The 23,281-nt window shown below is 57.7% G+C and carries 22 protein-coding genes and 1 pseudogene; 2 read left to right on the top strand and 21 right to left on the bottom strand.

All coding sequences use genetic code 11. The annotated features are described in order from the left end of the window. Nucleotides 1–205 precede the first annotated feature (205 nt). Nucleotides 206–358 carry a hypothetical protein gene (locus LB528_RS29435; protein ID WP_224518537.1) on the top strand — a complete coding sequence of 51 codons (153 nt, stop codon included), beginning with the start codon at nt 206–208 and terminating at the stop codon, nt 356–358. A 193-nt stretch (nt 359–551) separates the two neighbouring features. On the opposite strand, the gene LB528_RS29430 is transcribed toward LB528_RS29435, so the two are convergent. From LB528_RS29430 to LB528_RS29345, 18 genes are all read right to left on the bottom strand, one after another. After that, nucleotides 552–1,028 carry a hypothetical protein gene (locus LB528_RS29430; RefSeq protein ID WP_224518536.1) on the bottom strand — a complete coding sequence of 159 codons (477 nt, stop codon included), beginning with the start codon at nt 1,026–1,028 and terminating at the stop codon, nt 552–554. 293 nt (nt 1,029–1,321) lie between these two features. Continuing rightward, the gene (locus LB528_RS29425) at nt 1,322–2,389 is read right to left on the bottom strand and encodes a GlxA family transcriptional regulator (RefSeq protein WP_224518535.1); all 1,068 of its coding nucleotides are present in this window, start codon (nt 2,387–2,389) and stop codon (nt 1,322–1,324) included. Between the two features lie 351 nt (nt 2,390–2,740). Beyond that, nucleotides 2,741–3,304 carry a HupE/UreJ family protein gene (locus LB528_RS29420; protein WP_224518534.1) on the bottom strand — a complete coding sequence of 188 codons (564 nt, stop codon included), beginning with the start codon at nt 3,302–3,304 and terminating at the stop codon, nt 2,741–2,743. A gap of 174 nt (nt 3,305–3,478) precedes the next feature. Next, the gene (locus tag LB528_RS29415) at nt 3,479–5,035 is read right to left on the bottom strand and encodes an ABC transporter substrate-binding protein (RefSeq protein WP_224717176.1); all 1,557 of its coding nucleotides are present in this window, start codon (nt 5,033–5,035) and stop codon (nt 3,479–3,481) included. After that, nucleotides 5,035–5,655: an ANTAR domain-containing response regulator gene (locus LB528_RS29410; protein WP_224518532.1), complete on the bottom strand. Its 621-nt coding sequence runs from the start codon at nt 5,653–5,655 to the stop codon at nt 5,035–5,037. Before LB528_RS29410 ends, LB528_RS29415 begins: the two co-directional genes overlap by 1 nt. Next, entirely contained in the window at nt 5,645–6,787 is a 1,143-nt protein-coding gene (locus LB528_RS29405; protein WP_318011548.1) for a transporter substrate-binding domain-containing protein, read from the bottom strand. The genes LB528_RS29410 and LB528_RS29405 overlap by 11 nt, the downstream gene beginning before the upstream one ends. 68 nt (nt 6,788–6,855) lie before the next feature. Further along, a complete protein-coding gene (locus LB528_RS29400) occupies nt 6,856–7,563 on the bottom strand; it encodes an urease accessory protein UreF (RefSeq protein WP_224518530.1) in 708 nt (235 codons plus the stop codon). After that, nucleotides 7,556–8,050: a hypothetical protein gene (locus tag LB528_RS29395; protein ID WP_224518529.1), complete on the bottom strand. Its 495-nt coding sequence runs from the start codon at nt 8,048–8,050 to the stop codon at nt 7,556–7,558. The genes LB528_RS29400 and LB528_RS29395 overlap by 8 nt, the downstream gene beginning before the upstream one ends. A gap of 5 nt (nt 8,051–8,055) precedes the next feature. Beyond that, nucleotides 8,056–8,754 carry an urease accessory protein UreD gene (locus LB528_RS29390; RefSeq protein ID WP_224518528.1) on the bottom strand — a complete coding sequence of 233 codons (699 nt, stop codon included), beginning with the start codon at nt 8,752–8,754 and terminating at the stop codon, nt 8,056–8,058. Nucleotides 8,755–8,896: 142 nt separating this feature from the next. After that, nucleotides 8,897–9,514 carry an urease accessory protein UreG gene (ureG, locus tag LB528_RS29385; RefSeq protein WP_224518527.1) on the bottom strand — a complete coding sequence of 206 codons (618 nt, stop codon included), beginning with the start codon at nt 9,512–9,514 and terminating at the stop codon, nt 8,897–8,899. 9 nt (nt 9,515–9,523) lie between these two features. Continuing rightward, a complete protein-coding gene (locus LB528_RS29380; RefSeq protein WP_263484320.1) occupies nt 9,524–9,970 on the bottom strand; it encodes a nitrilase-related carbon-nitrogen hydrolase in 447 nt (148 codons plus the stop codon). 63 nt (nt 9,971–10,033) lie between these two features. Beyond that, entirely contained in the window at nt 10,034–11,587 is a 1,554-nt protein-coding gene (locus LB528_RS29375; protein WP_224518526.1) for an ABC transporter substrate-binding protein, read from the bottom strand. Between the two features lie 378 nt (nt 11,588–11,965). Beyond that, the gene (ureC, locus tag LB528_RS29370) at nt 11,966–13,681 is read right to left on the bottom strand and encodes an urease subunit alpha (protein ID WP_224518525.1); all 1,716 of its coding nucleotides are present in this window, start codon (nt 13,679–13,681) and stop codon (nt 11,966–11,968) included. Then, nucleotides 13,674–14,375 carry an urease subunit beta gene (ureB, locus tag LB528_RS29365; protein WP_224518524.1) on the bottom strand — a complete coding sequence of 234 codons (702 nt, stop codon included), beginning with the start codon at nt 14,373–14,375 and terminating at the stop codon, nt 13,674–13,676. Before ureB ends, ureC begins: the two co-directional genes overlap by 8 nt. 39 nt (nt 14,376–14,414) lie before the next feature. Continuing rightward, on the bottom strand, nt 14,415–15,122 hold the full coding sequence (locus LB528_RS29360) for an ABC transporter ATP-binding protein (RefSeq protein WP_224518523.1): 708 nt from the start codon (nt 15,120–15,122) through the stop codon (nt 14,415–14,417). Nucleotides 15,123–15,135: 13 nt separating this feature from the next. Beyond that, on the bottom strand, nt 15,136–16,953 hold the full coding sequence (locus LB528_RS29355) for an ABC transporter permease subunit (RefSeq protein WP_224518522.1): 1,818 nt from the start codon (nt 16,951–16,953) through the stop codon (nt 15,136–15,138). Further along, complete coding sequence (locus tag LB528_RS29350; RefSeq protein WP_224518521.1) at nt 16,946–17,782, bottom strand: branched-chain amino acid ABC transporter permease; 837 nt, start codon at nt 17,780–17,782, stop codon at nt 16,946–16,948. The genes LB528_RS29355 and LB528_RS29350 overlap by 8 nt, the downstream gene beginning before the upstream one ends. A 157-nt stretch (nt 17,783–17,939) precedes the next feature. Next, entirely contained in the window at nt 17,940–19,094 is a 1,155-nt protein-coding gene (locus LB528_RS29345; protein WP_411962289.1) for a substrate-binding protein, read from the bottom strand. A 1,047-nt stretch (nt 19,095–20,141) separates the two neighbouring features. On the opposite strand from LB528_RS29345, the pseudogene LB528_RS29340 reads away from it, so the two are divergent. Further along, nucleotides 20,142–21,327: pseudogene (locus tag LB528_RS29340) on the top strand (IS256 family transposase). Between the two features lie 271 nt (nt 21,328–21,598). Here the strand turns inward: LB528_RS29340 and LB528_RS29335 are convergent. From LB528_RS29335 to LB528_RS29325, 3 genes are all read right to left on the bottom strand, one after another. Next, nucleotides 21,599–22,243 carry a response regulator transcription factor gene (locus LB528_RS29335; protein WP_224518519.1) on the bottom strand — a complete coding sequence of 215 codons (645 nt, stop codon included), beginning with the start codon at nt 22,241–22,243 and terminating at the stop codon, nt 21,599–21,601. Nucleotides 22,244–22,246: 3 nt separating this feature from the next. After that, on the bottom strand, nt 22,247–23,149 hold the full coding sequence (gene folD / locus LB528_RS29330; protein WP_224518518.1) for a bifunctional methylenetetrahydrofolate dehydrogenase/methenyltetrahydrofolate cyclohydrolase FolD: 903 nt from the start codon (nt 23,147–23,149) through the stop codon (nt 22,247–22,249). A 27-nt stretch (nt 23,150–23,176) separates the two neighbouring features. Continuing rightward, nucleotides 23,177–23,281: formate--tetrahydrofolate ligase (locus LB528_RS29325; RefSeq protein WP_128312268.1), on the bottom strand; the 105-nt coding region annotated here is incomplete at its 5' end.

Genomic DNA, 23,281 nt, shown 5'->3' with positions numbered 1-23,281 from the left:
CCAGATCGTCGCCTCCCTGATCACAGCCATCTTTACTCAGCCGCCCTTGGCAATCCTGCGCCGAAATCTCCATGCCTCGCGACATCGTTGGCGCGAGCCACCTCGAAAGCGCAAATTTCAAGCCATGCCAAAGCTATCTTAGCGCATATGTGTCAACCGGGGGGACCAGGTCATCATCTGCAATTCGGTCTATGTGCAGAGGGAGTTGACCGCCCTCAAGCCACGCGTGCTGACTTTCGACAAGGACAATCGCATCGTTGACCGCCTCACCTCTTGGGTTGAGCGCGATGCGGAGGGAGGCTACAGCTTTTCCATACTCACGAAGCCAACAACGTTCTGCCCGTTCCGGCGCTGGTGAGCAGATCATGACGAGCCCCCAAGAACGCGGCTGTTGAGCCGTTCAAAGGGGCGGCCTCATTTCGCCTCGCCTAGTATACAGGCCCTCTCCAGGATGAGCCCTGCCTTGTTCCGAAGCTCACGCGGACAAACGGCTACCTTCCCCAGATGCTTCCTGCATAGCGTGATCATTGTCGACCCCCGTAACGGGTGGCCTATTCTTCGTACCGGCGCTCCAGCGCGTCGGCAATTCGCTCGCAAAGCAATTCTGACGTCACGACTGTGAGGTGGAGACGGAGGCGAACTCCGTGTGTATCAACTAGGGTAGTGACAATACCACGATCAGTGAACTCGGCGAGATCGAGGACATCCTGGATGATGAAGTCTGGTCTCTGACGAAGCCTCATAGGGCGCTCATCCAACGGGTTCTCCTCCCAAATTGGTGACTTTCCGGGCAGGCCGAGTCTAATTCGTTGGAATTCGGCGTAGCTCTCGGCAACCGCTTGAGAGTTGAATAAATGACGAGTTACTTTGCCATGCTCGACGACCTGAACAATCAGTTGGCCGCCAACATTTTTCAAACGCACGTCATTCGGTTCTCCGGCAACCATATTCGCGATCCGTTTCAGCAATTCAGAAAGAGAAATAAGAGCGGAAGGTCCAAGCCGCGGCATCGCTCTGTAGACAAACAACTCACCCCGACGTGATATTCGAATGGATTCTCACAGCATGTCGTTGCTACACTATGGCCAATCCATTTGATTCAGTCAGAAATCGTCGATGGACGCCGGGCTGCGGTTCCATGCATCTGCCGAACTATGCGCAGAAAACCGTCACCCCGAAATCATAGTCACCAAAGCCCTGGCCGAATGGCCTGAGGTCCCGCTGCCGAAAATACAGCGCCCTGGAGCCCGGCCCTTGGGTAAACCGTCTGCATACGAAGGGACGGAGTGGGCTGCTGGCCAGCGCTCAGCCACTTCGTCGGCTAGGCCGTCATCGATAAACTTCGGTGGGAGACCTTGCTACGCTCCAGTCCCAGCAGCGCCGGGTCCATCAGGTCGGCGTGCCCGTCGGCACGGGCGGCCAATCGTGTCTGATGCGGAGCGCATCCGTAGGCTTCGCGATAGACTTTGGAGAAGTGCGACGGCGAGATGAAACCGCAAGCCACCGCAACTTCCACGACCGGCAAGTTTGTGCTCACAAGAAGCAGCTGCGCACGCTCCAGACGCAGTTCCATGTAGTATCGGTTCGGTGAGAGCCCCAACTCTCTGTCGAAAAGCCTTTCGATCTGCCGACGCGATATTCCGCTTAACGCCACAAGATCGTTGACCGGCATAGGATCATCCAAGCTTGCCTCCATCAGGCCGATGACCTTCATCACTGCCTTGTGATTGAGCTTGACACGAGAATGGAGGGGCAGGCGCTGTCGCTCCCCGGCTGAGCGCATTCGGTATGCGATGGCTTTTTCGCAGACGCGCTTGACGACGACTGAACCATGGTCACGTTCAACCCAGTTTAGGAACATGTCGAAAGGTGCATCCCCGCCCGAGCAGGTATGCAGATCTCCATCATGTTCAAAGGCCGTCTGGGTGGACTCTATCCCCGGAAACTGCTCGCAAAATAACGGAAGCTGTTCCCAGTGGACGGCGCACCGGCGCCCATCTGCCAATCCAGCCCGGGCGACAACGACGGTGCCACTGCCGATGCAAATGAGGGGGATGCGGCGCATGCGGCATTCCCTTAGCCAGGCGTCGAGTTGCCTGTTTGGCCGCGGGATGGCACTGCCGCCGCAAATCACCGCGGCTGACGTCAAGTTTGATTTTTGGGTTCTCTCGCGTTCGTCTCTCAACGTGGAGTCGATGCCGACCGTCATCCGGCAACTCGACATCACGGGTTGTCCGTCTTCAGATATGACTTGCCAGCTGTAGACGTTTTTCCCGATCGCTTCGTTGGCTAACCGCAGGACTTCCACCGCGCAAGAGAACGCCTGAAGCGAGAAGCCAGGCAAGAGATAGAAACTAAACGGTGTGCGCGCGCTTTGTAGGTTCGCCATCCTGGCTCCTCCTCATCTCTTGCTATTTTTTTACCGACGAACTGCGGAGTGAGTTCCCTCTCCTCTTTGGCCCTACCATTCTAAGCGGGGCCCATAGTGAGGTCCGCAGGGTTCCGGACAAGTTGCCGCGCCATTTGCGAGGCCGGCGCCAAGCCGATCTTCCCGCCCCCAATATTCGCCAAACCTCAATCCGACCGAGCATTAAGCTCGAGGCGGCTACTTCCCGAGGTCGCAGCGCACATGTTCAAGGCAATTTCGTTCGCTATCGGCGAGTTACTCGACCTCATCACGTCAAAGGAATTCACCTATCCCAGCGACGCCGGCTGTGCTTCCACCTGAAAACAGAACGCCCTAGATAATTCCCGTGACCAGGGCGCCGCCTGCAACCGCAACAATGGCTCCTGTGACACGGACCAAGGTTTCGCCACGCCGCCCGGCTTTGCTGACCATCACCAGCCCCAGGGCAAGGCCAGAGGCATGCAGCAGCGCGGTCGCGATAACGAAACCAGCACCATAGGCAAGGCCAGCGACGTTTTCCGGCATCTCGGCGCCATGGGCGTAGCCGTGGAATAAGGCGAAGAAGCCAACCAGCGCCATGGCTGCGGCGACCATGATCCTAACGCCGAGGGCGACCGCAGTTCCGAGTGCGACAATCGACAGGCCAACGCCAAGCTCAACGAAAGGTGCTGGGATGCCCACGAAACCGACCGCGCCGCCAATGGTCATGACTGAAACGAAAGCAGCCGGCACCAGACACAGCGCGCGCCCACCCAACTGAGCAGCGAGCAGGCCGACCATGACCATGGTGAGCATATGATCGAAGCCGCCAATCGGATGCCAGAAGCCATGCGCGAAGCCACTGGTAACGCCGACCCCGACATGGGCGCTGGCTATTGACGGGCTTGTGACGAGCATGGCCGTGACGGCAAGTGCCGTATGCGTTATTCTTTTCACCTTGGTCTCCTATTGTTCAGCAGTCGCTGATATGACCGACCGTCGCCTCCTGCTTTCTTAGCATGGTGTCCACGGCCGAGAGGGCAAACAGCGTTTGATAAGGATCGCGCTGTTGTAAGTGTCAGATCGGTTCGATCAAACGCTAGAATCCGTCCACACATTCTTGAACGAATGCCAGTTCTGCCTTGGGTTGCGAAACCCCTTGACCCGAGGGTGATAGCAGACGTAGCCGCGTCGCAAAGTTAGCATTGGCAGCAGTGGCAGATCGTCCATGATCACTAGGTTAGCCTCTCGATACAACTGTCTTCGTTCATCGTCACCTTGGGTTTGCCGAGCTTTGTCTAGCAAGAGATCTACCGCGGGATTGGAGTAATACCCCGCATTGAATCCGAACGGAGAACTATTCCGTGAATGCAGAACCTGCTCCAGCCAGACATCGCAGGACATGCCCCAGCTCATCTGCGAAACGCCTGCGCCATCCGGCACCCCGGATCGCCATTCGTTGCAATAGGAAACCCAGTCTTCGGTCCGCAGAACTTCTGCACCGAATCCGATCGCCTCAAGATTCTTCGCCAGATGCTCGCAAATTCGGGTGGGCATGAGTTGGCCAGAACCAGCGTTCGCCGTCATTATGCGCAATCGCCAGCCCAGTGGGACGTTTGCTTCCCTCAAAAGCCGCTGGGCGCTCTCGGGTTTAAATTCGTAAGGAAATATATACTCTTCATCGAAGGCTGGCGAAGCGGGCGGTAACATGCCGGATGCGACATTGGTGTGTCCACGGAAGATGCTGTTGCTCAATCCTTCTCGATCAACTGCATGCGCAATCGCGTGACGCACCCGAACGTCACTCAGGACTGGGTCTCGCATGTTGAAAATGAAATACCAGATATAGGGTACCTGGCCTTCGATGACGACAAATCCACGCCGTTCTAATTCGTCGAGGTCGCTCCCCTCAAGGCCATAGGCCAGATCGGCTTCGCCATTGAGCAGTGCGTTGTACCGATCTTCAAGGCTCGGATACGGCTTGAACTCTATTCCATTGAGCTTGGGCACCCCGCCCCAGTAATCTTCATTCCGACGTAACCGGATACCGCTGCCGAAAGGGGTTGAGAAGCGATCGTCGAAACAAAATGGGCCGGTACCCGGTGCATGGTCTGCAATGCCTGAATTGCTATACCTCTTCAGGGCCGCTGGGCTGATAAAGACGTGCGCGCCCGGCGCGTCTTCCTGTGTCATATAGCGGAGGAACTCCGGAAAGGGCTCTTTCAGCGTGAGTAGGATCTTCATAGGCCCCGTGACTTCCACGGACTTGAGCGCTTCGAGACCGATCCGGTTGTAATCGGCCGCCACAGGAGAATATTGAAGCGCATCGGGGTTCCACATGCGTTCTATGTTGAACAGGACGGCCTCCGCATCGAACGGGGTTCCATCGTGGAACCGTACATTGTCCCGCAAGCGAAACAGATACTTGAGTCCATCGTCGGAGATCTCGACCGAAGTAGCGAGTGCCGGTACAAGTCGTGTAGGACTGGCTGCCTCATCTTCTAGGTCGTCCTCATAGAGGCTATCGAACATCTGCTGGACAACTCTTCCCGTATTCCAACCACCAAAGGACGCGGGCGGGTCGATCGCGTCGACCTCCCAATCAAGGGCGACACGCAGAATAGAGTCTGGAGTCCTTGGAGGTGCCATCACAATGCTTCCTTCGGCTTAACTTGAAAATTTGGATCACATAGCTCCGACCCACAGGCCAGAACCTGATCGGCGATACTGGTCATCGATGTGCGTCCTTCCAGGGACCAGCGTCGGATGCACTGATAGGCCTGCTCCTCGCTGATCGATCTCTGCGCAGCCAGATGCCGGACTGCGTTGTTCACCACGCGACGTGATCGCAGAGTTTCTTCCAGTTTCGCGATTTTATTGTTCTGACGGCGTTCGAACCGGTAACGTGAACTTGCAACCGTCAGCGTCGACAATATCCCAAAGGGATGGATGGGCCTGCCTATAACTGCTTGGACCTCTGCTTCAAGCAATTCGCGAACGACCGTAGGGCTCTCATATTCGATGATGCCGATGAGGGTGCCGTCGCGATCTCTTTTCAGGGCGCTAATATTGAGCGAAGAATTGTCGCCAAAGATACAGAATACGATGTCGGCATGAGCCGGCCAACGATCAGGGACCGGCCATACGGTGTCGACTTGGCATCCGATACGCTTCAAGTGCCGGACAAGATCACCACATACCGAATCCGGCGGATGGATCACACACGCTCGAAGTTTTCGCAGTTCACGGATCAACGCCTCACCGGACATTGTCGAGTTCCTCGTATCCGTGATCACTGTCGATGCGGCCCAGGCCAACGTAGTTCACAAGGTATGGGTCCGGTTTCATTGCCCTCTTGAACTCCGCGACGATCCCGAATTTACGTCCCGCCTCCGTCATGCCGATTCGAGGCCAGAGGTAAGTATGGCTGTTGTCTGGATCGACCATGACGACGCCCTGGGGAGCTGAGATCTCGAGGCCGAGCACCTCGCTGCGAAGCCGCTCCGGATCCAGCGTGCCCGCACGTTCCAGCGCCCGCGCAAAGAGCAACACCGTAAAATATGCCGCCTCAGCACAGGTATCGGCCGGGCGCTTTTCCCCGAAACGTTGATGATAATTGGCAACAAAACTTTTGTTCCGCGGCGATTGTACCGTTTCGAAATAGGGCGCGGAGACAATGTGGCCCGGCCGCGGCTCAAACCACATTTCCTGAAGATGCGCTTCATTGGTCGTAAGGGAGGCGATTGGCGTAATGGCTGGATCGAGGTTCTCGGCCGTATAGGCATCGTAAAGTGCCGCTATTCCCGGCCCGACCACTGTCGAGAAGATGACATCGGCACCGAGCGATCGCGCCTGCTTGACCACATCCACAAAGACATCCCTCTGGGCACCGAAGGCCAGGTAGTATTCGCCGACGACACTGCCTCCGATTTCGGATAGTAGGTCGCGCATGATCCGGTTGGATTCACGCGGGAAGAGATAGTCTGTGCCGATGCACACTAGCTTGCGTCCATAGCGCGGGAAGAGATATTCGGCGAGCGGCAGATGAAGCTGGTTGGGTGCAGGGCCAGTGTAGATGACGCTCGAGGAATATTCGAATCCCTCGTAGCCGATCGAATACCAGAGTAAGCCTCCGCGGCGCTCGACGGCCGGAACGACCGCCTTCCGGCTGTAGGAGGCCGAGCAGCCGAATATATTGCTCACGCCACGGTCCATGAGGAGCGTATTGGCCAGTTGGGCGTAGCGCTGCGGATCAGAGGCTGGATCCAGAATCAAGGGAGAAATCGCCTTTCCAAGCACGCCGCCGGCAGCGTTTATCTCGGAAATGGCGAGCAACGTTCCCTGCAACTGCGAAGTCTCTGCGATCGCCGTGATCCCGCTCCTCGAGTACAGAACACCCACGGGCCATGTACTCTCCGAACGATAAGACTCCTGCAATTCACCTATACCGGACATCTAACGATTCGCCTTTAGGTTGCGAACAGGCGAAGTGGATTACGCTGGAATTGCAGCATCGCAATGTCCAATTCGAGCGTGGTCGAACTCATGTCGTCCAGGTCCAGGAGGAGCGCCTCTTCCGCAGCCTGGGCGATAATCGGGATGCATTGATGGAGATGCACCTGAGCTTCTGCCGAACCCATCCGGCCAAGGCGCACCGCGGCTGAAAAGAGGCTACTGGCCGTGCCGCGCAACTCCGCAAGGACCGTGTGCTCGATGTCTATTCCGCGGGAGGCCGACACGGCTGCTGCGACGACGGCTAGGTTGCCGGCCTCGCGCAACAGCACTTCGCGACAGAATGGATCGAGCACTTCGTGCGGCCAGACCTGAAGTGCGAGCTTCGCCAGCTGTCGGCCGCACGAGGTCGACGCCTTGCGGGCCGGCACCGACAGCTTTGTTGCCAAAAGGCACTCGTCTACATCATGCAGGTGGTCGATGCTGGCCTCTGAAAACATCCGATGTGCATGCGCAGCAGCGACAGCGTCGCAGCGGCCCGAGCCGTGTAGCAGCACCGCTTTGACGACTTCCGTAATTTGGGCTGAGCTCTTTGGAAGCTCCTCCAGAATTCCTTCCAATCCGCTAGAGTGGACATAACGCCCGACTGGCAGCGAACTGTCGGCCAGTTGAAGGGCCGTCAGGAAACTCGCGTCAATCGTGACTCCTGCCCGCATGTCATTCATGGGTGTGCCCCGTCATAAAAAGGGGACGAGAGGCGCCCAATCGGACGCGACCGAAACGCAGTGACAGTTCGCCGAGCTTAAGATCTCTAACCGTCCTAGTCATGAGACATTCACTCGACAGCATCGGCACGAGTATACAGCAGCCGTCCACCTCGACCGGTACGTGCTGGTTGCCGAAAGCATGGCCGATAAGCGCGGCCTGCCGAACGATATCCAGAATCGAGCTGGTCTGGCTGAGGTCAACGATGAGGGCGAGCTCCTCTGGCCTGCGCACGACCACCGTATGATCCTCGTTGCTATATAGAACAGCCCCGTGGAAAAGGTACTGGCTATGCTGCATTGATAGCGCAAAATCGAGCCCGCCGTTCGTGCGCCGCCGCAGCAGCCGCTTGGCGGCCTCCGTCCAAGGCACGTCGATGAAATCCAATGTCCCAGTGGCACCTTCGACCGAATCGATGGAGCCAACTATTCCGTTCGAGACAAGCATGGGACCTATTTCCTCCTATATGGCGCCGGCGCCCCAATCATCTGCATTCGAATCCGCGACCATGCCTCTTCCATGAGCCGAGTGATTGTTGGAGACGACCGGGCCAGGACACGCACGATGATGCCGACCGCTCCAGGCAGGGCGCCTACGCCTAGTCGAAAATCCTCTCCCGTCATGTCCAGACATGAAGCGGCGTCGTAGACGCCCTTGGCATTGCCGCCTGGAACAAGCGCCAGCAGGTTTCCCGCATAGAGAAACGAGCCTAGAACGCCTCTTAGATTGATTGGCATCGTCGTCGGTTCCATGAGGATGCGTTCGGTGAAAAGCGTGCTGCCTTCGATCCTGATCCGCGTTTCCAGTTTGAGGCGGTTGAACGCAAAGACCTCGCCGCGCGCCAAACGTCCCGGCGCAATGATTTCGCTTGCGATGAGCATCGACCCCTGGTCGAGGTCGATCGTCGTCTCCTGGTCGTAGGAGGACTGCGCCTGCGGTATGAGCTGATCCGGCAGGTACTCAATGTACGACCCTCGCTTTGCCTCTAACTGCACTTTTTGAAAGGCTGATCCCTCGAGCATGCGATGCAACTTGGTCGCAGACGTGCTGGTGACATGAAGTTTTGCGCCGTTGCGCGCAGCAAGCCGCAATTCCAGCCTGTCGCCGCTGAAAACCGCGCCCGAAGGGTTCTGAACATATACGAAAGCCATGCCAGGCTGCCTTTCGTCCAAAAAAAGAGGCGTTGTAAAATGCAACGGAAATCTCTGGGCCCGCTGCATGAGTTGTGTTTTTCCGCGGCAGTCGGTTGCGAATTCCAGGTCTAGTAGGCCGTACGAGCGCGTCATGCCCGCATCAATGAACACAGCCGAAGAGGGCATCCCGTTTTATGGTCGCAAAGACCTCCGAGGCACCGTCCGGCGACCGCAAGTTCGTGTAGATGGTCGCCTTTTTAGGGCGGTTGACCTGGACGTCTTGGCGGATGCGATTCAAATCAGCACCCACATGCTGAGCGAGGTCGACTTTGTTGACGACAAGCAGGTCTGCCTGGAGCATTCCAAGACCTCGCTTACGCGGTATGTCGTCGCCCGCGGCGACGTCGATCACGAAGATCCAATAGTCGACGAGTTCGGAGGAGAATGTCGCCGCCAAATTGTCCCCCCCGCTCTCGATAAGGATCAGATCGAGCCGGTTGTCGCGTTCCAGCGCATCAGCGGCCTGAATGTTGACGGAGGGGTCCTCGCGGATCGCGGTATGAGGGCACGCGCCGGTCTCAACACCGATAACCAGAGTTGCTTCGATCAGGCCGCTCGCCTTGACCCGCATCGCGTCCTCAAGAGTCACAAGGTCGTTGGTGATGACAGCGGGTTTCAACCCCGCTTCATGAATCAAGGGCAGGAGACGCTCGATTAGCCTCGTCTTCCCGGAGCCCACCGGACCACCGATGCCGATGCGAATGGCCTTTGCGTGCATGAATCTCTCCTATTTCAGCGTATACAGGGCGCCAAGCAGCACCTTGCCGAAGGGACGTGCGGTGCTCACCGTCGACTTCGACCTCCTCGCTTGCAAAGCAGAACCTGAAACATTCATCGCAGTAACAACATAGGTCACAACCGATCCGGCGAGTGTATCGAACCCCGGGAAACCTAGATTACCTGGCGATAAGCGCAACACTTCTTCCCCCATAACCGGATCCTGCGGCTGCGCGCAAGTACACCATCGGGTCCCAGAATTAACGCCGAGTTTGTAAAGCTTTTCTCCATTGCGTTCCGCAATACCGGCTACTGGATGCATACCTAGCCTATTGGCAGCACGACACCACGCCTCGGTCGAAGATCCTGCCGGAATGATGTCCGCCAGCAATCGCGCTTCAGCACGAGTGTGAAAGACATAGCCAGTATCACACAGCTCCGGCAATACCATGATCAGCAGCCTTTTCCTTTTGCGTGATGCCGCGCGTCACATTTCTCTCGTAGGATCAAACTGGTTCGATCAAATGTCTGGATCCATCCATACATTTTTGAACGAATGCCAATTCTGCCGTGGGTTGCGAAGGCCCCTGACGCGCGGGTGATAACAAACGTTGCCACGCGCCAAAGTCAGAATCGGGATGACTGGTAGATCATTCATGATGATCGAATGGGCATCTCGATACAGTTCGAATCGTTGCTTGTCTTCTTGAGTTCGCCTGGCGTCGTCCAAAAACTGATCTACATACGTATTACAGTAATATCCCGCGTTAAATCCGCGTGGCGACTTGTTCCTGGAATGCAGTACCTGCTCCAGCCAAACATCACAGGACATGCCCCAGCTCATCTGCGAGACGCCTGCTCCCTCCCGCAAACCGGACCGCCATTCGTTGCAATAGGAAATCCAGTCTTCTGTCCACACAATCTCGGCACCAAACCCAATCGCCGAAAGACTCTTCGCCAGATACTCGCAAATTCGAACGGAATGCCCACATCCAGCTTTTGCCGACATGATGCGCAATCGCCAGTCCGATGGGATGCCCGCGTCCCTTAGAAGCTGCCGGGCAAGCTCGGGGTTGAATTCATAAGGAAATCTGTACCCTTCATCGAAGGCCGGCGAAGCAGGTGGCAGCATGCCGGATGCGACGGTGGTATGTCCGCGGAAGATTTCTTTGCTTAGCTTCTCCCGATCAATCGCATAGGCGACGGCGCGACGCACTCGAGCGTCGCTGAGGACCGGATCGCGCATATTGAAAATGAAATACCAGACATAGGGTACCTGGCCTTCTAGGACGACGAATCCGCGCCGTTCTAATTCGTCGAGATCGCTCCCCTCTAGGCCGTAGGCCAGATCGGCATCGCCGTTGAGCAATGCGTTGTACCGATCTTCAAGGTTTGGATACGGCTTGTACTCGAGGCCGTTCAACCTGGATGCCCCTCCCCAGTAGTCGTCATTGCGAACCAGCCTGACTCCGCTGCCGTGGGGCGTCGAAAAGCGACTGTCGAAACGGAATGGGCCGGTGCCCGGTGCATGGTCGGCAATGCCTGAGTTGCCGTGCTTTTTCAGTGCCTCTGGGCTGATGAAGACATGCGCGCCCGGTGCGTCCTCCTGCGTCATGTAGCGGAGGAATTCGGGGAAGGGCTCCTTCAGCGTGAGGAGGATCGCCAGCGGCCCCACGACCTTCACTGATTCGAGCGCTTCGAGACCGATCCGGTTGTAGTCCGCTGCCACGGGCGAATACTGCGGCGCCTCAGGATTCCACATACGTTCTATGTTGAACCGCACGGCCTCCGCATCGAATAGGGTTCCGTCGTGGAACCGCACGTCCTCCCGCAAGTGGAATAAATATTCCAGACCGTCCTCGGAGATCTCGACCGAAGTGGCGAGCGCGGGGATAAGTCGCGTCGGACTGGCTGCCTCATCCTCCAGATCGTCCTCATACAAGCTCTCGAATATCTGCTGGACGACTCTGCCTGTATTCCAACCACCAAACGAGGCGGGCGGATCGATCGCGTCCACCTCCCAGTCAAGAGCAACGCGAAGAACAGAGTGAGCGGTGCTTTCAGATGCCGTCATAATGCTTGCCTCGTGCAAATTTGAAAATTTGAAATCGTTCAGTTGGCCCCCCAGGCCAGAACCTGATCGGCGACTTGGTTATCGATACGCGTCCTTCCAGGAACCACCGCCGGATGCGTTGATAGGCGTGCCCCTCGCTGATCGATCGCTCCCCAGCGAGACCCCGCACCCTGTTGTTTACCACGCGACGAGACCGTAGGGTTTCCTGCAGCTTCGCGATCCTGCTGTTCTGTCGGCATCCAAACCGGTAACGCGAACTGGCCGCGGGCTTCGGTTCCGCATTATGAATGGGAGCACGAGATGCTGGATCACCTTGTTCTTCTTGCCTATCGGACCTCCGATGCCGACGCGATCGGCCTTTGCGGACATGAATCTCTCCTATTTCAATGTATAAAGGGCACCAAGAGGCACCTTGCCGGCCGGAAGGGAGGTGCAGTGCTCACCGTCGACTTCGACTCTGTAGGTTTCAGGGTCCACCGTTACCTTCGGAGCCTTGTCATTCCAAAGCATGTCTCTCTTCGATAGGTTTCGTGTTCCGGACACCGGCAGGCAGCGTGCGCGCAGCTCCAGCTTTCCGGCCACGTCGCGGTCTATAGCTCCCTGAGACATGAAACGCACCGAAAGCGATTGGGCAGCGCGCCCGAACCAGCCCCATTGTGGGCGGTAACGCAGCGGCTCGCAGCAATTAAGAGAGGCGTTCGCCTCACCCATGACCGCCATCACCGGAAAGCCCGACTTGAAAACAGCCTCCGGTTTGATGCCAAACAGCCCCGGTTTCCAAAGCACGAGATCGGCAAGCTTCCCCGGCTCGAGCGAGCCGACAAATTTTTCCACCCCTAACATACGCGCGGGGTTGATGGTGTATTTGGCGATGAACCGTTTAATACGCGTGTTGTCGTTGCCGCGACCGCTGTCCTCGGGGAGAGCGCCCCGCTGCATCTTCATGCGTGATGCGGTCTGCCAAGTACGGGTTATGGTTTCGCCGATGCGTCCCATCCCTTGGGAGTCCGAGCCAATGGCGCTGATCGCGCCGATATCATGCAGTACGCCTTCGGCCGCGATGGTTTCGTGGCGGATCCGGGATTCAGCGAAGGCGATATCCTCCGGCAATCTCGGATTAAGGTGATGACTGACCATTGCCATGTCGAAATGCTCATCGAATGTATTGACCGTATAAGGATTAGTCGGATTGGTGGACGAAGGCAGGATGTTCTCGTTCCCACAGACCTTGACGATGTCGGGAGCGTGACCCCCGCCGGCGCCTTCGACGTGATAGGCGTGAATGGTGCGGCCATCGATCGCCTTCAGGGTTCGTTCGAGGAACCCAAACTCGTTGAGCGTGTCGGTGTGCAACTGGATTTGCACATCCGCTTCGTTAGCAGCTAGCAGCGCCGAATGGATCGCGGCGGTTGTGGCGCCCCAATCCTCGTGAATCTTCAGCCCTGCGGCCCCTGCCTCCAGTTGCTCGATCAGCGGCTTGGGGCTGTCCGAGGCCGCCTTCCCGAAGAAGCCAAAATTGAGCGGAAACGCCTCCGCTGCCTGGAGCATATATCCGAGGTTGACAGTGCCAGTAGAGGCAATCGGAACGGTGGTGGCGCCAAGTCCGCCTCCGAAAAGGGTGGTGATGCCACTGGCCAGCGCCTCTTCGCATTGGCCTGGATCGATGAAATGGACGTGGCAGTCAACGCCCCCGGCGGTAACAATCAGGCCCTCCGCCGCGCGAACGTCCGTGTTGGTACCGACGATCAGTTTCGGGTCCACTCCGTCCATAATCCGCGGGTCGCCGGCCTTGCCGATCCCTGCGACCAGGCCATCTTTGATCCCTATGTCGGCCTTGATGATGCCCAGGACCGGGTCGATGATCGTGGCGTTCGTTATCACCAAATCGAGTGCGCCGTCTGCCGCCGTGATATGGCCATGACAGCCAGAACCCACTCTCAAGGTTTTTCCAGCCCCGAAGACGAGCTCGTCGCCCGGAACCAGGAGGTCCCGTTCGACCTCTGCCCAGAGATCGGTGTCGGCGAGACGGACGCTGTCTCCCGTTGTCGGTCCGTACAGCTCAACATATTGACGGCGCGACAGCATCTTAGACATCGTGAGCTCCCCTGAACCCTTCGGCTGCCGCGCGTGCAACCGCCCTGCGCTTCACCTCCGGATCGTCCAGCACACCATCGGTCAGGTTGTTGAGCCCTTCGACGCGCCGCTCGCCGCCGATGGCGACTAGGTCGACGGTCTTCTCGTCCCCTGGCTCAAAGCGCACAGTAGTTCCCGCTGGAATGTCGAGACGGAAGCCGAACGCTGCGGCCCGGTCAAACTCCAGCTCAGGGTTCACTTCGAAGAAGTGGAAATGGGAGCCGATCTGGATGGAGCGGTCGCCAAAGTTGCGAACGACGACACGGGTCGTCGCACGACCGCAATTGATCTCTATTCCTTCTTTCGCCAGGCGATAACAGCCAGGCTTGTCCTCTTCATCGGCGTTCTGGGGCAGGCCAAGAGGATCGTGGACGCAAACGAGCTTCTGACCGTCCGGAAACATCGGCTCGATCATCAGCATTTCCAGAAGCGGCACGACGCCCGACTGAACGTCCTCGGATTGCAATACGGTTCGGCCGAAGGCCATCAACTCAGAGACCGATCTTCCTCTCCTGGCCTCTTCGTGCATGGCGTCGGCTATTACCGCTCTGGCCTCTGGCAAATTCAACAGCATGCCCTCAGCCCGACGGCGCCGGGCCATTTCTGCAGCGACGAAAATCAGCAGTCTGTCGCTTTCCCTGTTGGTCAAATACACGTGAGGCCCTCGCCCATTTCGAAGTCGTTTTTCGGATGATCAGAGGCTTATGTGAGCCGCGATCTTTTCGTGGGTATCGGGGTCCCTCGTGTTTCCGGATCCCGATATCTCGCCCTTATCCAGGAGGACATATCTGTCGGAAACGGCGCGGGTGAACGGAATGTTCTGTTCAACGAGCAAAACGCCGAGACCCGAGCGATCCCTCTCCGTCTTGATGATCTTCACCAGGTTGGATATGATCGAAGGCTGCAGGCCTTCGGTTATCTCGTCGATCAGCAGCACTTTAGCCTCGACGGCGAGGGAGCGTGCCATCAGTAGCATCTTCTGTTCGCCGCCACTGAGCGTGCCGGCTTTTTGCTGCAAGCGCCGGAGGAGAAACGGAAAGCAACGGCCCATTGTCTCCTTTGCGTCGTTCCAGCTCACGGAGCCACGCAACGACAGGCGAATATTTTCCTCCACCGTAAGGTCCTGAAACAACGCCTTTTCCTGCGGTACGTAGGCCACGCCAAGCCGGGCAATCTCATGAGGCCGGCTGTCGCCGATGGGATGCTGCGCCATTGCGACGGAGCCTGAAAATTTCGGCAAATACCCCATGATCGACTTGAGAAGCGTACTCTTTCCCATGCCGTTCTTGCCGACAACGGCGACGATTTCGCCGCTGGCGATCTGCAAGTCGAGGTTTCTTATTACCGTTGCCTGTCCATATCCGCTGCTTAGACCATTCACAGTGAGCACTGCTTCTGTCACGATCCAATCCTCCTCAATGCCCGGACCCGGCATAGACTGTTTTGACGAGCTCTGAATTCACGACCTCATCGACCGAGCCGTTAAGAACAATCCGGCCTTGGTGCAGAACGATCACCCGAGAAGAAATGTCGCGGACAAAATCCAGGTCGTGCTCCACGAGCAGGATGCAGAGTTGCTCTGTTGTGGCGAGTTCGGTCAGGATCGTTCCGATCAGTGTGCGTTCAGTCTTGGTGAGACCTGCCGTGGGCTCATCCAGCAGGATAACCTTTGGCTCGAGAGCCAATACCATGGCCAGTTCGAGCGCCTGCTTCTTTCCGTGCGACAGCAGTTGTGCAGGCACGTCCAGATCACTGTGCAGTCCCGTGGCCCGGACGACATGCAGGGCGGAAGGTGGAAGTTGACAAACACCGGATTTCTTCCACTTGGACAAAGGGTCTAGGCGCGCCCGTGCTATCTGAAGGCACTCACCGACTGTCAAGGTGTCGAAAACGTTGGCCATCTGGAACTTGCGCCCAACACCGAGACGCACGCATTCTTCAGGCGGGCGATGAGCGATATCCTGCCCACCGATCGAAATCGTGCCGCCGCTGCGCTTTGAGCCGTCGGCGATGCAGGTCATCAGGGTGGTCTTGCCGGCACCGTTCGGTCCCACAAGACTGACGATCTCGCCATACGTGGCTTCGAAGTCGATGCCTGACAGCACCTCGAGGCTGCCGAACCGCTTCTCGACCCCACTCACCACAAGCGCCGGTCCAGCCACAACAATGTTGCGTTCGATTCTAGGCGCCTTGCACAATTGGAGTTGGGAGTATTGCTCCGGCTGGGCTTTGCGGGTGCGACCGCGAAGCCAGTTGGCGGCATTCGAAACCAACGGCAGGATACCACGCGGGAGGGCCACGATGACCGAAACAAAGACTATTCCGATCACAAGTTTCCACACGAAGGGAAAGTCGCCCTGCAGGTGCGCACTGGCATAATCGATGATGATTGTTCCGATCACCGGGCCGAACAGCGTGCCTCGCCCGCCCAATGCGACCCAGATCAGTAGCTCGGTTCCGAACGTGAAGCCGGCGATTTCAGGTGCAACCACCATCGTATAATTGGCGTAGATCCAGCCAGCGATCGCGCCGATTGCAGCACAGATCAGAAAGACCAGCGCCTTGATCTTGGACGTGTTCAATCCGAGATACTTGCACCGCTGCTCATTTTCCCGGATTGCGATTAAAAGCCGTCCGGCGTCGCTGCGCGTGTACATCCAGGCCCCTGTCGTTAGTACGACCAGCCAGACCCCGACGGCCCAGAACCACGCCTCGGTGCTGAGGGGGATGGTGTCGAAGCCGGTGAGGCCACTGCTCGAGCCGGTATATGTGCCACCGGAAAATAGAAGCTGCGTGACCACGATCGGCAGGACTAGGGTGATCACCGACGCATAAAGTGCCGACGCCCCATGCCAGAAAGCCAGGAATGCCACCAGTCCCGCCAACGCGACCGCGACGGCCATGCCGATCAGGACAGCGGCAAATGCATATTCAGGCGAAAAGCCGCCATAGGTGAAGACCAATGCCGTTGCGTAGGCGCCGGCCGCGAAGAACGCCGACTGGCCGAAGGTCAGGACTCCGAGATAGCCCCATAGGATATCGACCGACAGCGCCATTGCGGCGTAGATCATCGACCTCACCAGCACGTTCACGGAATACGCGTCCATGAAGAATGGTGCGGCACCGACGCCGATCAGAACGATCGATGCTGCAAACACCACCTTGGTCAGCGGGCGGACCTGGAGTCGTTGAATGGAACTGCTTCCCAATTCCTTCACGTTTGCGTCACTCATAAGAAAATCCCTGCGGACGGATACGAAGTATGACAGCGGCCAGCGCGGCGATCGTCATGCCTCCGAGCACCGAACCGAAATAGTTACTTACAATGACTTGGGCGCCGCCCAGGACAACGCTGGCAAAGGCCAAGCTGTAGAGCGAAGAACCCGAGACGAGAACGAGCATGAAGGCGCTAATCAGCCAGGCGACGCCCATGTTTGGATCAACGCTGGACAGGGGCGTTATAAGAGCTCCCGCCACCGCCGCCAGACCGGAGCCGAGCGTGAACGTGATGGAGCGGACGAGGCCGCTGTTGATGCCGAGCCCCCGCGCGAGGTCCTCGTTCATGATGACCGCGCGTGTGGACAGGCCTAGTGATGTGCCCCGCAGCGCTGCCGTCAAGCCGAGGCCGAGCAACAACGCAAGGGCAGTCAGGACTAGTCGATAGGTCGAGTAGGGCTCGCCAAGGATGCTGATCACGCCTCTAATCGGAGGTTCGGCGAAATGGACGCCACGATCGAAGACCAAGGTGATGGCCTGCCCGATGATAATGCTTAGACCCCATGTAGCCAGAATAGCATCAAGGGGGCGATTGTAGAGTGAGCGCACCACAACGCGCTCCATGCCGAAACCAACGATTCCGCCAAACACCGCCGCCAAGGGTATACCGATCCAGGGATTTAGGCCCAGCGCGGTGGCGATCACGGCAGCGTAACCCCCAATCGTCAACAGTCCGCCATGAGCGAAGTTAATGAGCTTCATGACGCCAAACACAAGAAGCAATCCCGAGGAAACGATGTACAAGATTGCCGCAGTCGTTATGATATCAAGCAGTACCGGAACCATCTAAGTTCTCCGACATTCTGTGGCGTGCTGTATTGATCTCGCGATTGACAGATGACGAAAGGCATTTCGTCCATAACCACGTCTGGCGGATCAACACAGCATCGCCACTATTGGCGGTTCAGTAGGAAAAGGCGACGGAGAGCGCCGTCTGTTCCGATCACAAATTGGGGCACTGCTCGCCCGGATCCACATTGGGGTGGGACTTGATGATCGTGGTATCGCCCTGAGCGTTGACCTGAGCGAGATACATCGTCAGCGGAGCATGACGTTGCTTTGACATCTGTACGGCGCCTCTGGGACCATCAAAAGTTACTTCGCTCAGAGCCTTTACGACCGCATCCGTATCTGTCGTCCCAGCCTTCTTGACCGCCAGGGCGTAGGAATAAATAGCGTCGTATTGCGGCACCGAAAGTTCATTTGGCGTTTTTGCCTCTGCACCAAATTTGTCATTCAGAGCTTTTATGAACTGCGCATTTTTCTCAGATTTGATGCTGGTGTAGTACGAGCCGCCGAGATAAATTCCTTCCGCATCAGGCCCCAAGGTCTTTGCAGTACCTTCATCGAGTGCGTAGCTACCATACTTGGCCGTGAGGCCGGCCGCCCTAAACTGTTTTGTGAATGTTACATTTGGCGCACCGGCCGCCGTGGAAGTTATGATTACGTCCGGATTGGCGTCGCGGATCTTACTGATGATCGCCGTCCAATCATTTGCGTCGATCGGATTATATTCTTCTCCGAGGACCTTACCACCTTTTTCTGTGATATACTTATTAGTATACCCAAGCATACCCCGCCCGAATGCATAGTCGTTTCCAACAAGGAAAAATGTCTTCGCGCTCTGATCCTTCATGAAGTAGTCTACCATGAGAGACACCACTTGCTGCGGCACCCATCCGTTGATGTGCTGATATTTGTTACAGGAACCTCCTTCATAGAAGGAAGTGTAAATGTACGGGATCTTCCCTCTAGTGATGATCGGCAGGCCCGCGTTTCTGGCCGCGCTCGGCTCCGATGAAATTATTACGTCGACTTTCTTTTGGTACACGAGAGAGTCGTACGCCTTCTGAGCTCCTGCGGCACTCGATGCACTGTCGGCAAGTTCGATGACAAGCTTTCTGCCCAACACCCCTCCCGCACCATTGATTTCAGAGACTGCAAGTTCCGTCGCCTGGATAACGGCCGGAGCCGTGATGCTGTTTGCACCGCTCAATCCCAATGGAAAACCCAACACGATCGGCTTATCTTCCGCGACTGCGGCCCCAGTCCACAGGGCAGTTACGGCAAGCAAAACGGAAATCTTCTGCATCAACATTTTCATCTGCGTTCCCCTTGTGATTTTTTACCGCTCAAAGTGCCAGATGACATCGCTCCCAGAGCGGACGGCAAGCGTCGGCCTGGTGAAATGATGTCGACAATTTTGAGAATGGAGATTAACCAACGCTTCCGCGCTTCCAGGGTGTGTCCCTGCGCGTTGGGCGTGGTTTAGGGTGGCTATCCCGCCACCGTTTAAATGTTGGCACATATGCAAAAGCACGTCAATGGCTAGATTGATGTCAACGATTAGATTTCAGGGGAGGGCTGCACCGGGACGTCCATGCTCCCAGAACCATATCTGGTCAGGGCAGGATCACTTGGCCTTGTACGCTTTCCTAAAGTGTGACATCGGGCTAAGCCTCATTCCCGGTTCCCGCGCGTCCGGCGCACGCTGGCGCTAAATGTCGACGAGGTTGACCGTTTCTTGAAGTGCCGAGCCTGACGCGTGCGGCCTTAACCACTGCCATCCCAGGGGCCCTGCCCTTCGGGATCATACGGCTGAGGTCGGCAAGATCGACACCGAACATGGCGTCATCGCAATCCGTCCTCGACGGCGCGCTATGCCAAGGTCTTGAACGGCTTCATCCGGCGGACAAAAGCCTGCTCGATCGGCTGAAGCCTGAGGGGTCCTACCCAATTGAGTTAGCGTCGCCATTTCGGCAAGAGTGAAGTGGCAGACATCGAGGCACGGCACGGCGCATGGGCGATGAACGGTCATCTCGGACGCCACGAGCTCCGCAGCGCGATAGAGTTGTGCCAAACCGCCCTGCTTAGTACATCATGGCGCTGCAAAGTACCTCACCATCAGCCCCAGGTCCCTCTCATAGTGCGGGGCGGCGGCCGCGGCTGGCTCGATCGAACAGAACGATCTCGAACCGGGATGCCGCTGGCGCCGCCGAGCGCCTCGCTGTGGCCGATCGCTGAATGCGGTAGAACCAATGATCATGGGTAGTGTGCTGAGAGTTCTGCAAATTCGCTGAGAGAGGGCGGTCATGGCAGGCTGGTGATTGTTCACGTCACCTGATTCCCGCGAAGGAACGCCACCATGACCAAGACCGAAGACAAATCCGCCATAGCTGGCGTCAAAGACATTCTGCTTTCGAACCCGGATGGGCTGCACGAAGTGATCCGCGCGGTGATGCAGGAGGTGCTCGAGGCCGAGATGGACGAGGCGATGGGTGCTTCGAAGAGCAAACGCACACCGGAGCGTCTTGGCTATCGCTCTGGCTATTACGGCCGCACGCTTGTCACCCGTGTCGGCAAGCTGGCGCTGCGGGTTCCGCAGGACCGGCAGGGGCGCTTCTCCACCGAGCTGTTCGAGCGCTACCAGCGTTCCGAGCGGGCCTTGGTGGCGACGCTTGCGGAAATGTACGTGCAGGGCGTTTCGACCCGCAAGGTCAAGGCGATCACGGAAGAGCTGTGCGGGCATGCCTTCTCGGCCTCGTCGATCTCGGCCATCAACAAGCGCCTGGACGAGAGCCTGAAGGCCTTCGCCGAGCGCCCGCTGCAAGAGCCCTTTGCCTATCTCATCCTCGATGCCCGCTACGAGAAGGTGCGAGGCCGGCATCGTCATGAGCCAGGCGGTGCTGATCGCGGTCGGCATCGACTGGGACGGCCGGCGCCAGATCCTGGCGGTGGAGATGGCCAATCGCGAGAGCCGCTCGGCCTGGAAGGACTTCCTCGTCGCGCTCAAGGCGCGCGGCCTCAGGGGCGTCGAACTGGCCGACGACCATGCCGGCCTGGTCGCGGCGATCGGCGAGGTGATGCCGGAAGCGGCCTGGCAACGCTGCTACGTGCACTTCCTCAGGAACGCGCTCGATCATCTGCCGAGGAAACATGGCGACGACTGCCTGCAGGAGCTCAGATGGCTCTACGACCGGCGCGATCTCGCCGAAGCCAAGGCCGATCTTGCCGCGTGTGCCACATGGTCGGGCCGCTATCCGCGGCTGACGACGTGGGTGGAGGAGACCATGGAGGGCACGCTGACCTTCTTCCGCCTGCCGCGCCAGCACCACAAGCACCTGAAGTCGACCAACATGCTGGAACGCCTCAACAAAGAGATCAGGCGCCGCACCTATGTCGTGCGCATCTTTCCCAACGCCGAAAGCTGCCTGCGCCTGGTCAGGGCGCTGGCCGTCGAAACCAATGAAAACTGGATGGAGGCCAACCGCTACATCAACATGGACGACCTGCGCGAGCACAAGAAGCTCGCTCTGCGCCAAGCCGCATGACCAGCCTCATGGCCGCCCCTTTTGCAGAACTTGACGCACGCAACCTGATCACGCTCGCCGTTACGCGGTGCCTGCAGGCCGCGCCGAGCTCTTCTGAACGACACCCAAGCCTTGTTCACTCCAGCGTGGTACGAGGTCCGAAGACGGCGGGTGTGCTCCGTTTTGCATGCGAACCTTATATAAACCTCCAGATTCGAATTGACCGCAAAAGGAAGCTCGGCGCGCGAGAATCGCCGCATCGGATCGCTGCATCGGATTAGGCCTAGCAAGCTTAATGTGTTGTATCGGTGAAAAACAGCGCAACCGCCATTGCGCGATTGCTGACGCGGAGCTTATCGTACAAATTTCTGAGATGGTACTTAACTGTGTTTTCAGAAATGCCTGTCTTTGCCGCGATCTCTTGATTAGTCCAGCCATTGGCTAGTACTGCGAGTAATTCCCGTTCGCGCGTCGTTAAACGTGACAACGGCGTTTCATTAATTTTTGAGATATCTATGGACGGTACGCAGATGCGACCGTTAGCGACCGCAGCCACCGTGTCGAACAGAATGCCGGGACCGTCGAACTGATAGCAGAAGCCGTGGGCGCCGAGGCGTACACACTGCTTCAGAATGCCCATATCGTGATCCTCGGAGAAGATGACCACGCGCGTCGCGAACTGCCGACGACGAAGTTCGATCAATAGTTCGCCTGCATTCATATCGGATAATTTCCAGCCAAGGATTGCGACGTCGAAGGCCGTCTGCGTCTCCTCCAATGCTTTCAGAAACGCCGTGCCGCTGTGAATGCCGGCGATAAAGTCGAAACGCTCATCGCGGCTGATGATGTCGCGTAAGGCCGAGATGACTAGCTGATTGCGCTCGGCAATCAGTACCCTTTTCGGCCATGGCGGCTTTTTGACGGGACCGCCATGCATCGATCAACCGCAAGCTTCGAGAGCAACCGACCGCCCGGCCGCACGGGAGGCCGCGGTGAAAGTGTTGGCCATCAGCAGTGCAATCGTCATCGGCCCCACGCCGCCGGGCACGGGCGTTATGGCGCCTGCCTTTGTGGCCGCTTCTCCATAAGCCACGTCCCCAACCAGGCGGCTCTTGCCGTTCATCCCGGCGGAAATGCGGTTGATGCCGACGTCAATCACGGTCACGCCGGGCTTGATCCAGTGCGCCTTGATCATTTCAGGTTTACCAACAGCTGCCACGAGGATGTCGGCGTTTCGGCACAGCTCCGGCAGGTTCTTGGTGCAGCTGTGTGCGATGGTCACGGTGGCGTTGGCCTTTAGCAGGAGGTTGGCCATCGGCTTGCCTACTATGTTGGAGCGACCGACAACCAAGGCATTCATCCCCGACAGATCACGGCCGTGCACGCGCTCAATCAAAAGCATTGAGCCGGCCGGTGTGCAGGGCACGAAGGCGGTGTCGAGTTCACCCGTGCCGAGCTTACCGACATTGATGAAGTGGAAACCGTCGACATCCTTCTCCGGAGCAATCGTCTGGGTGACACGGCTGGAATCGATATGATCCGGCAAGGGCAACTGTACCAGGATGCCATGGATCCTAGAATCGACATTGAGCTTTTCGACCAGCGCGACCACTTCTTCCTCGGTCGTCTGCGTCGGCAGCGCGTGCTCGGTCGAATGGAAGCCGCACTCGTTGGCCGCCTTCGCTTTAGACGCGACATAGACTTTACTCGCCGGATCCTGGCCGACTATGACGACACTTATACTCGGAACCACGCCGGTTTCCGCACTCAGCTGGTTGACGGCCACCTTGAGCTTTGCAAGCACTTCCGCTGCAGCCGCCTTGCCGTCGATTATCTTTGACATGTTCACACTCCTTTGGTCCTGTCTTGCTCAGAACAGGCCTTCGATCTGGCCCTGTTCGTTGAGGAAGATCTTTTCCGAAGACGGGGACTTGGGAAGCCCCGGCATCGTCATGATCTCGCCGCAGATGATGAC

The sequence above is a fragment of the Mesorhizobium sp. CA4 genome (assembly GCF_020165075.1).
In the GTDB taxonomy this organism is placed as follows: domain Bacteria; phylum Pseudomonadota; class Alphaproteobacteria; order Rhizobiales; family Rhizobiaceae; genus Mesorhizobium.
The sequence above is the reverse complement of the archived record's forward strand: the minus strand, read 5'-3'. Positions and strand labels throughout refer to the sequence as shown.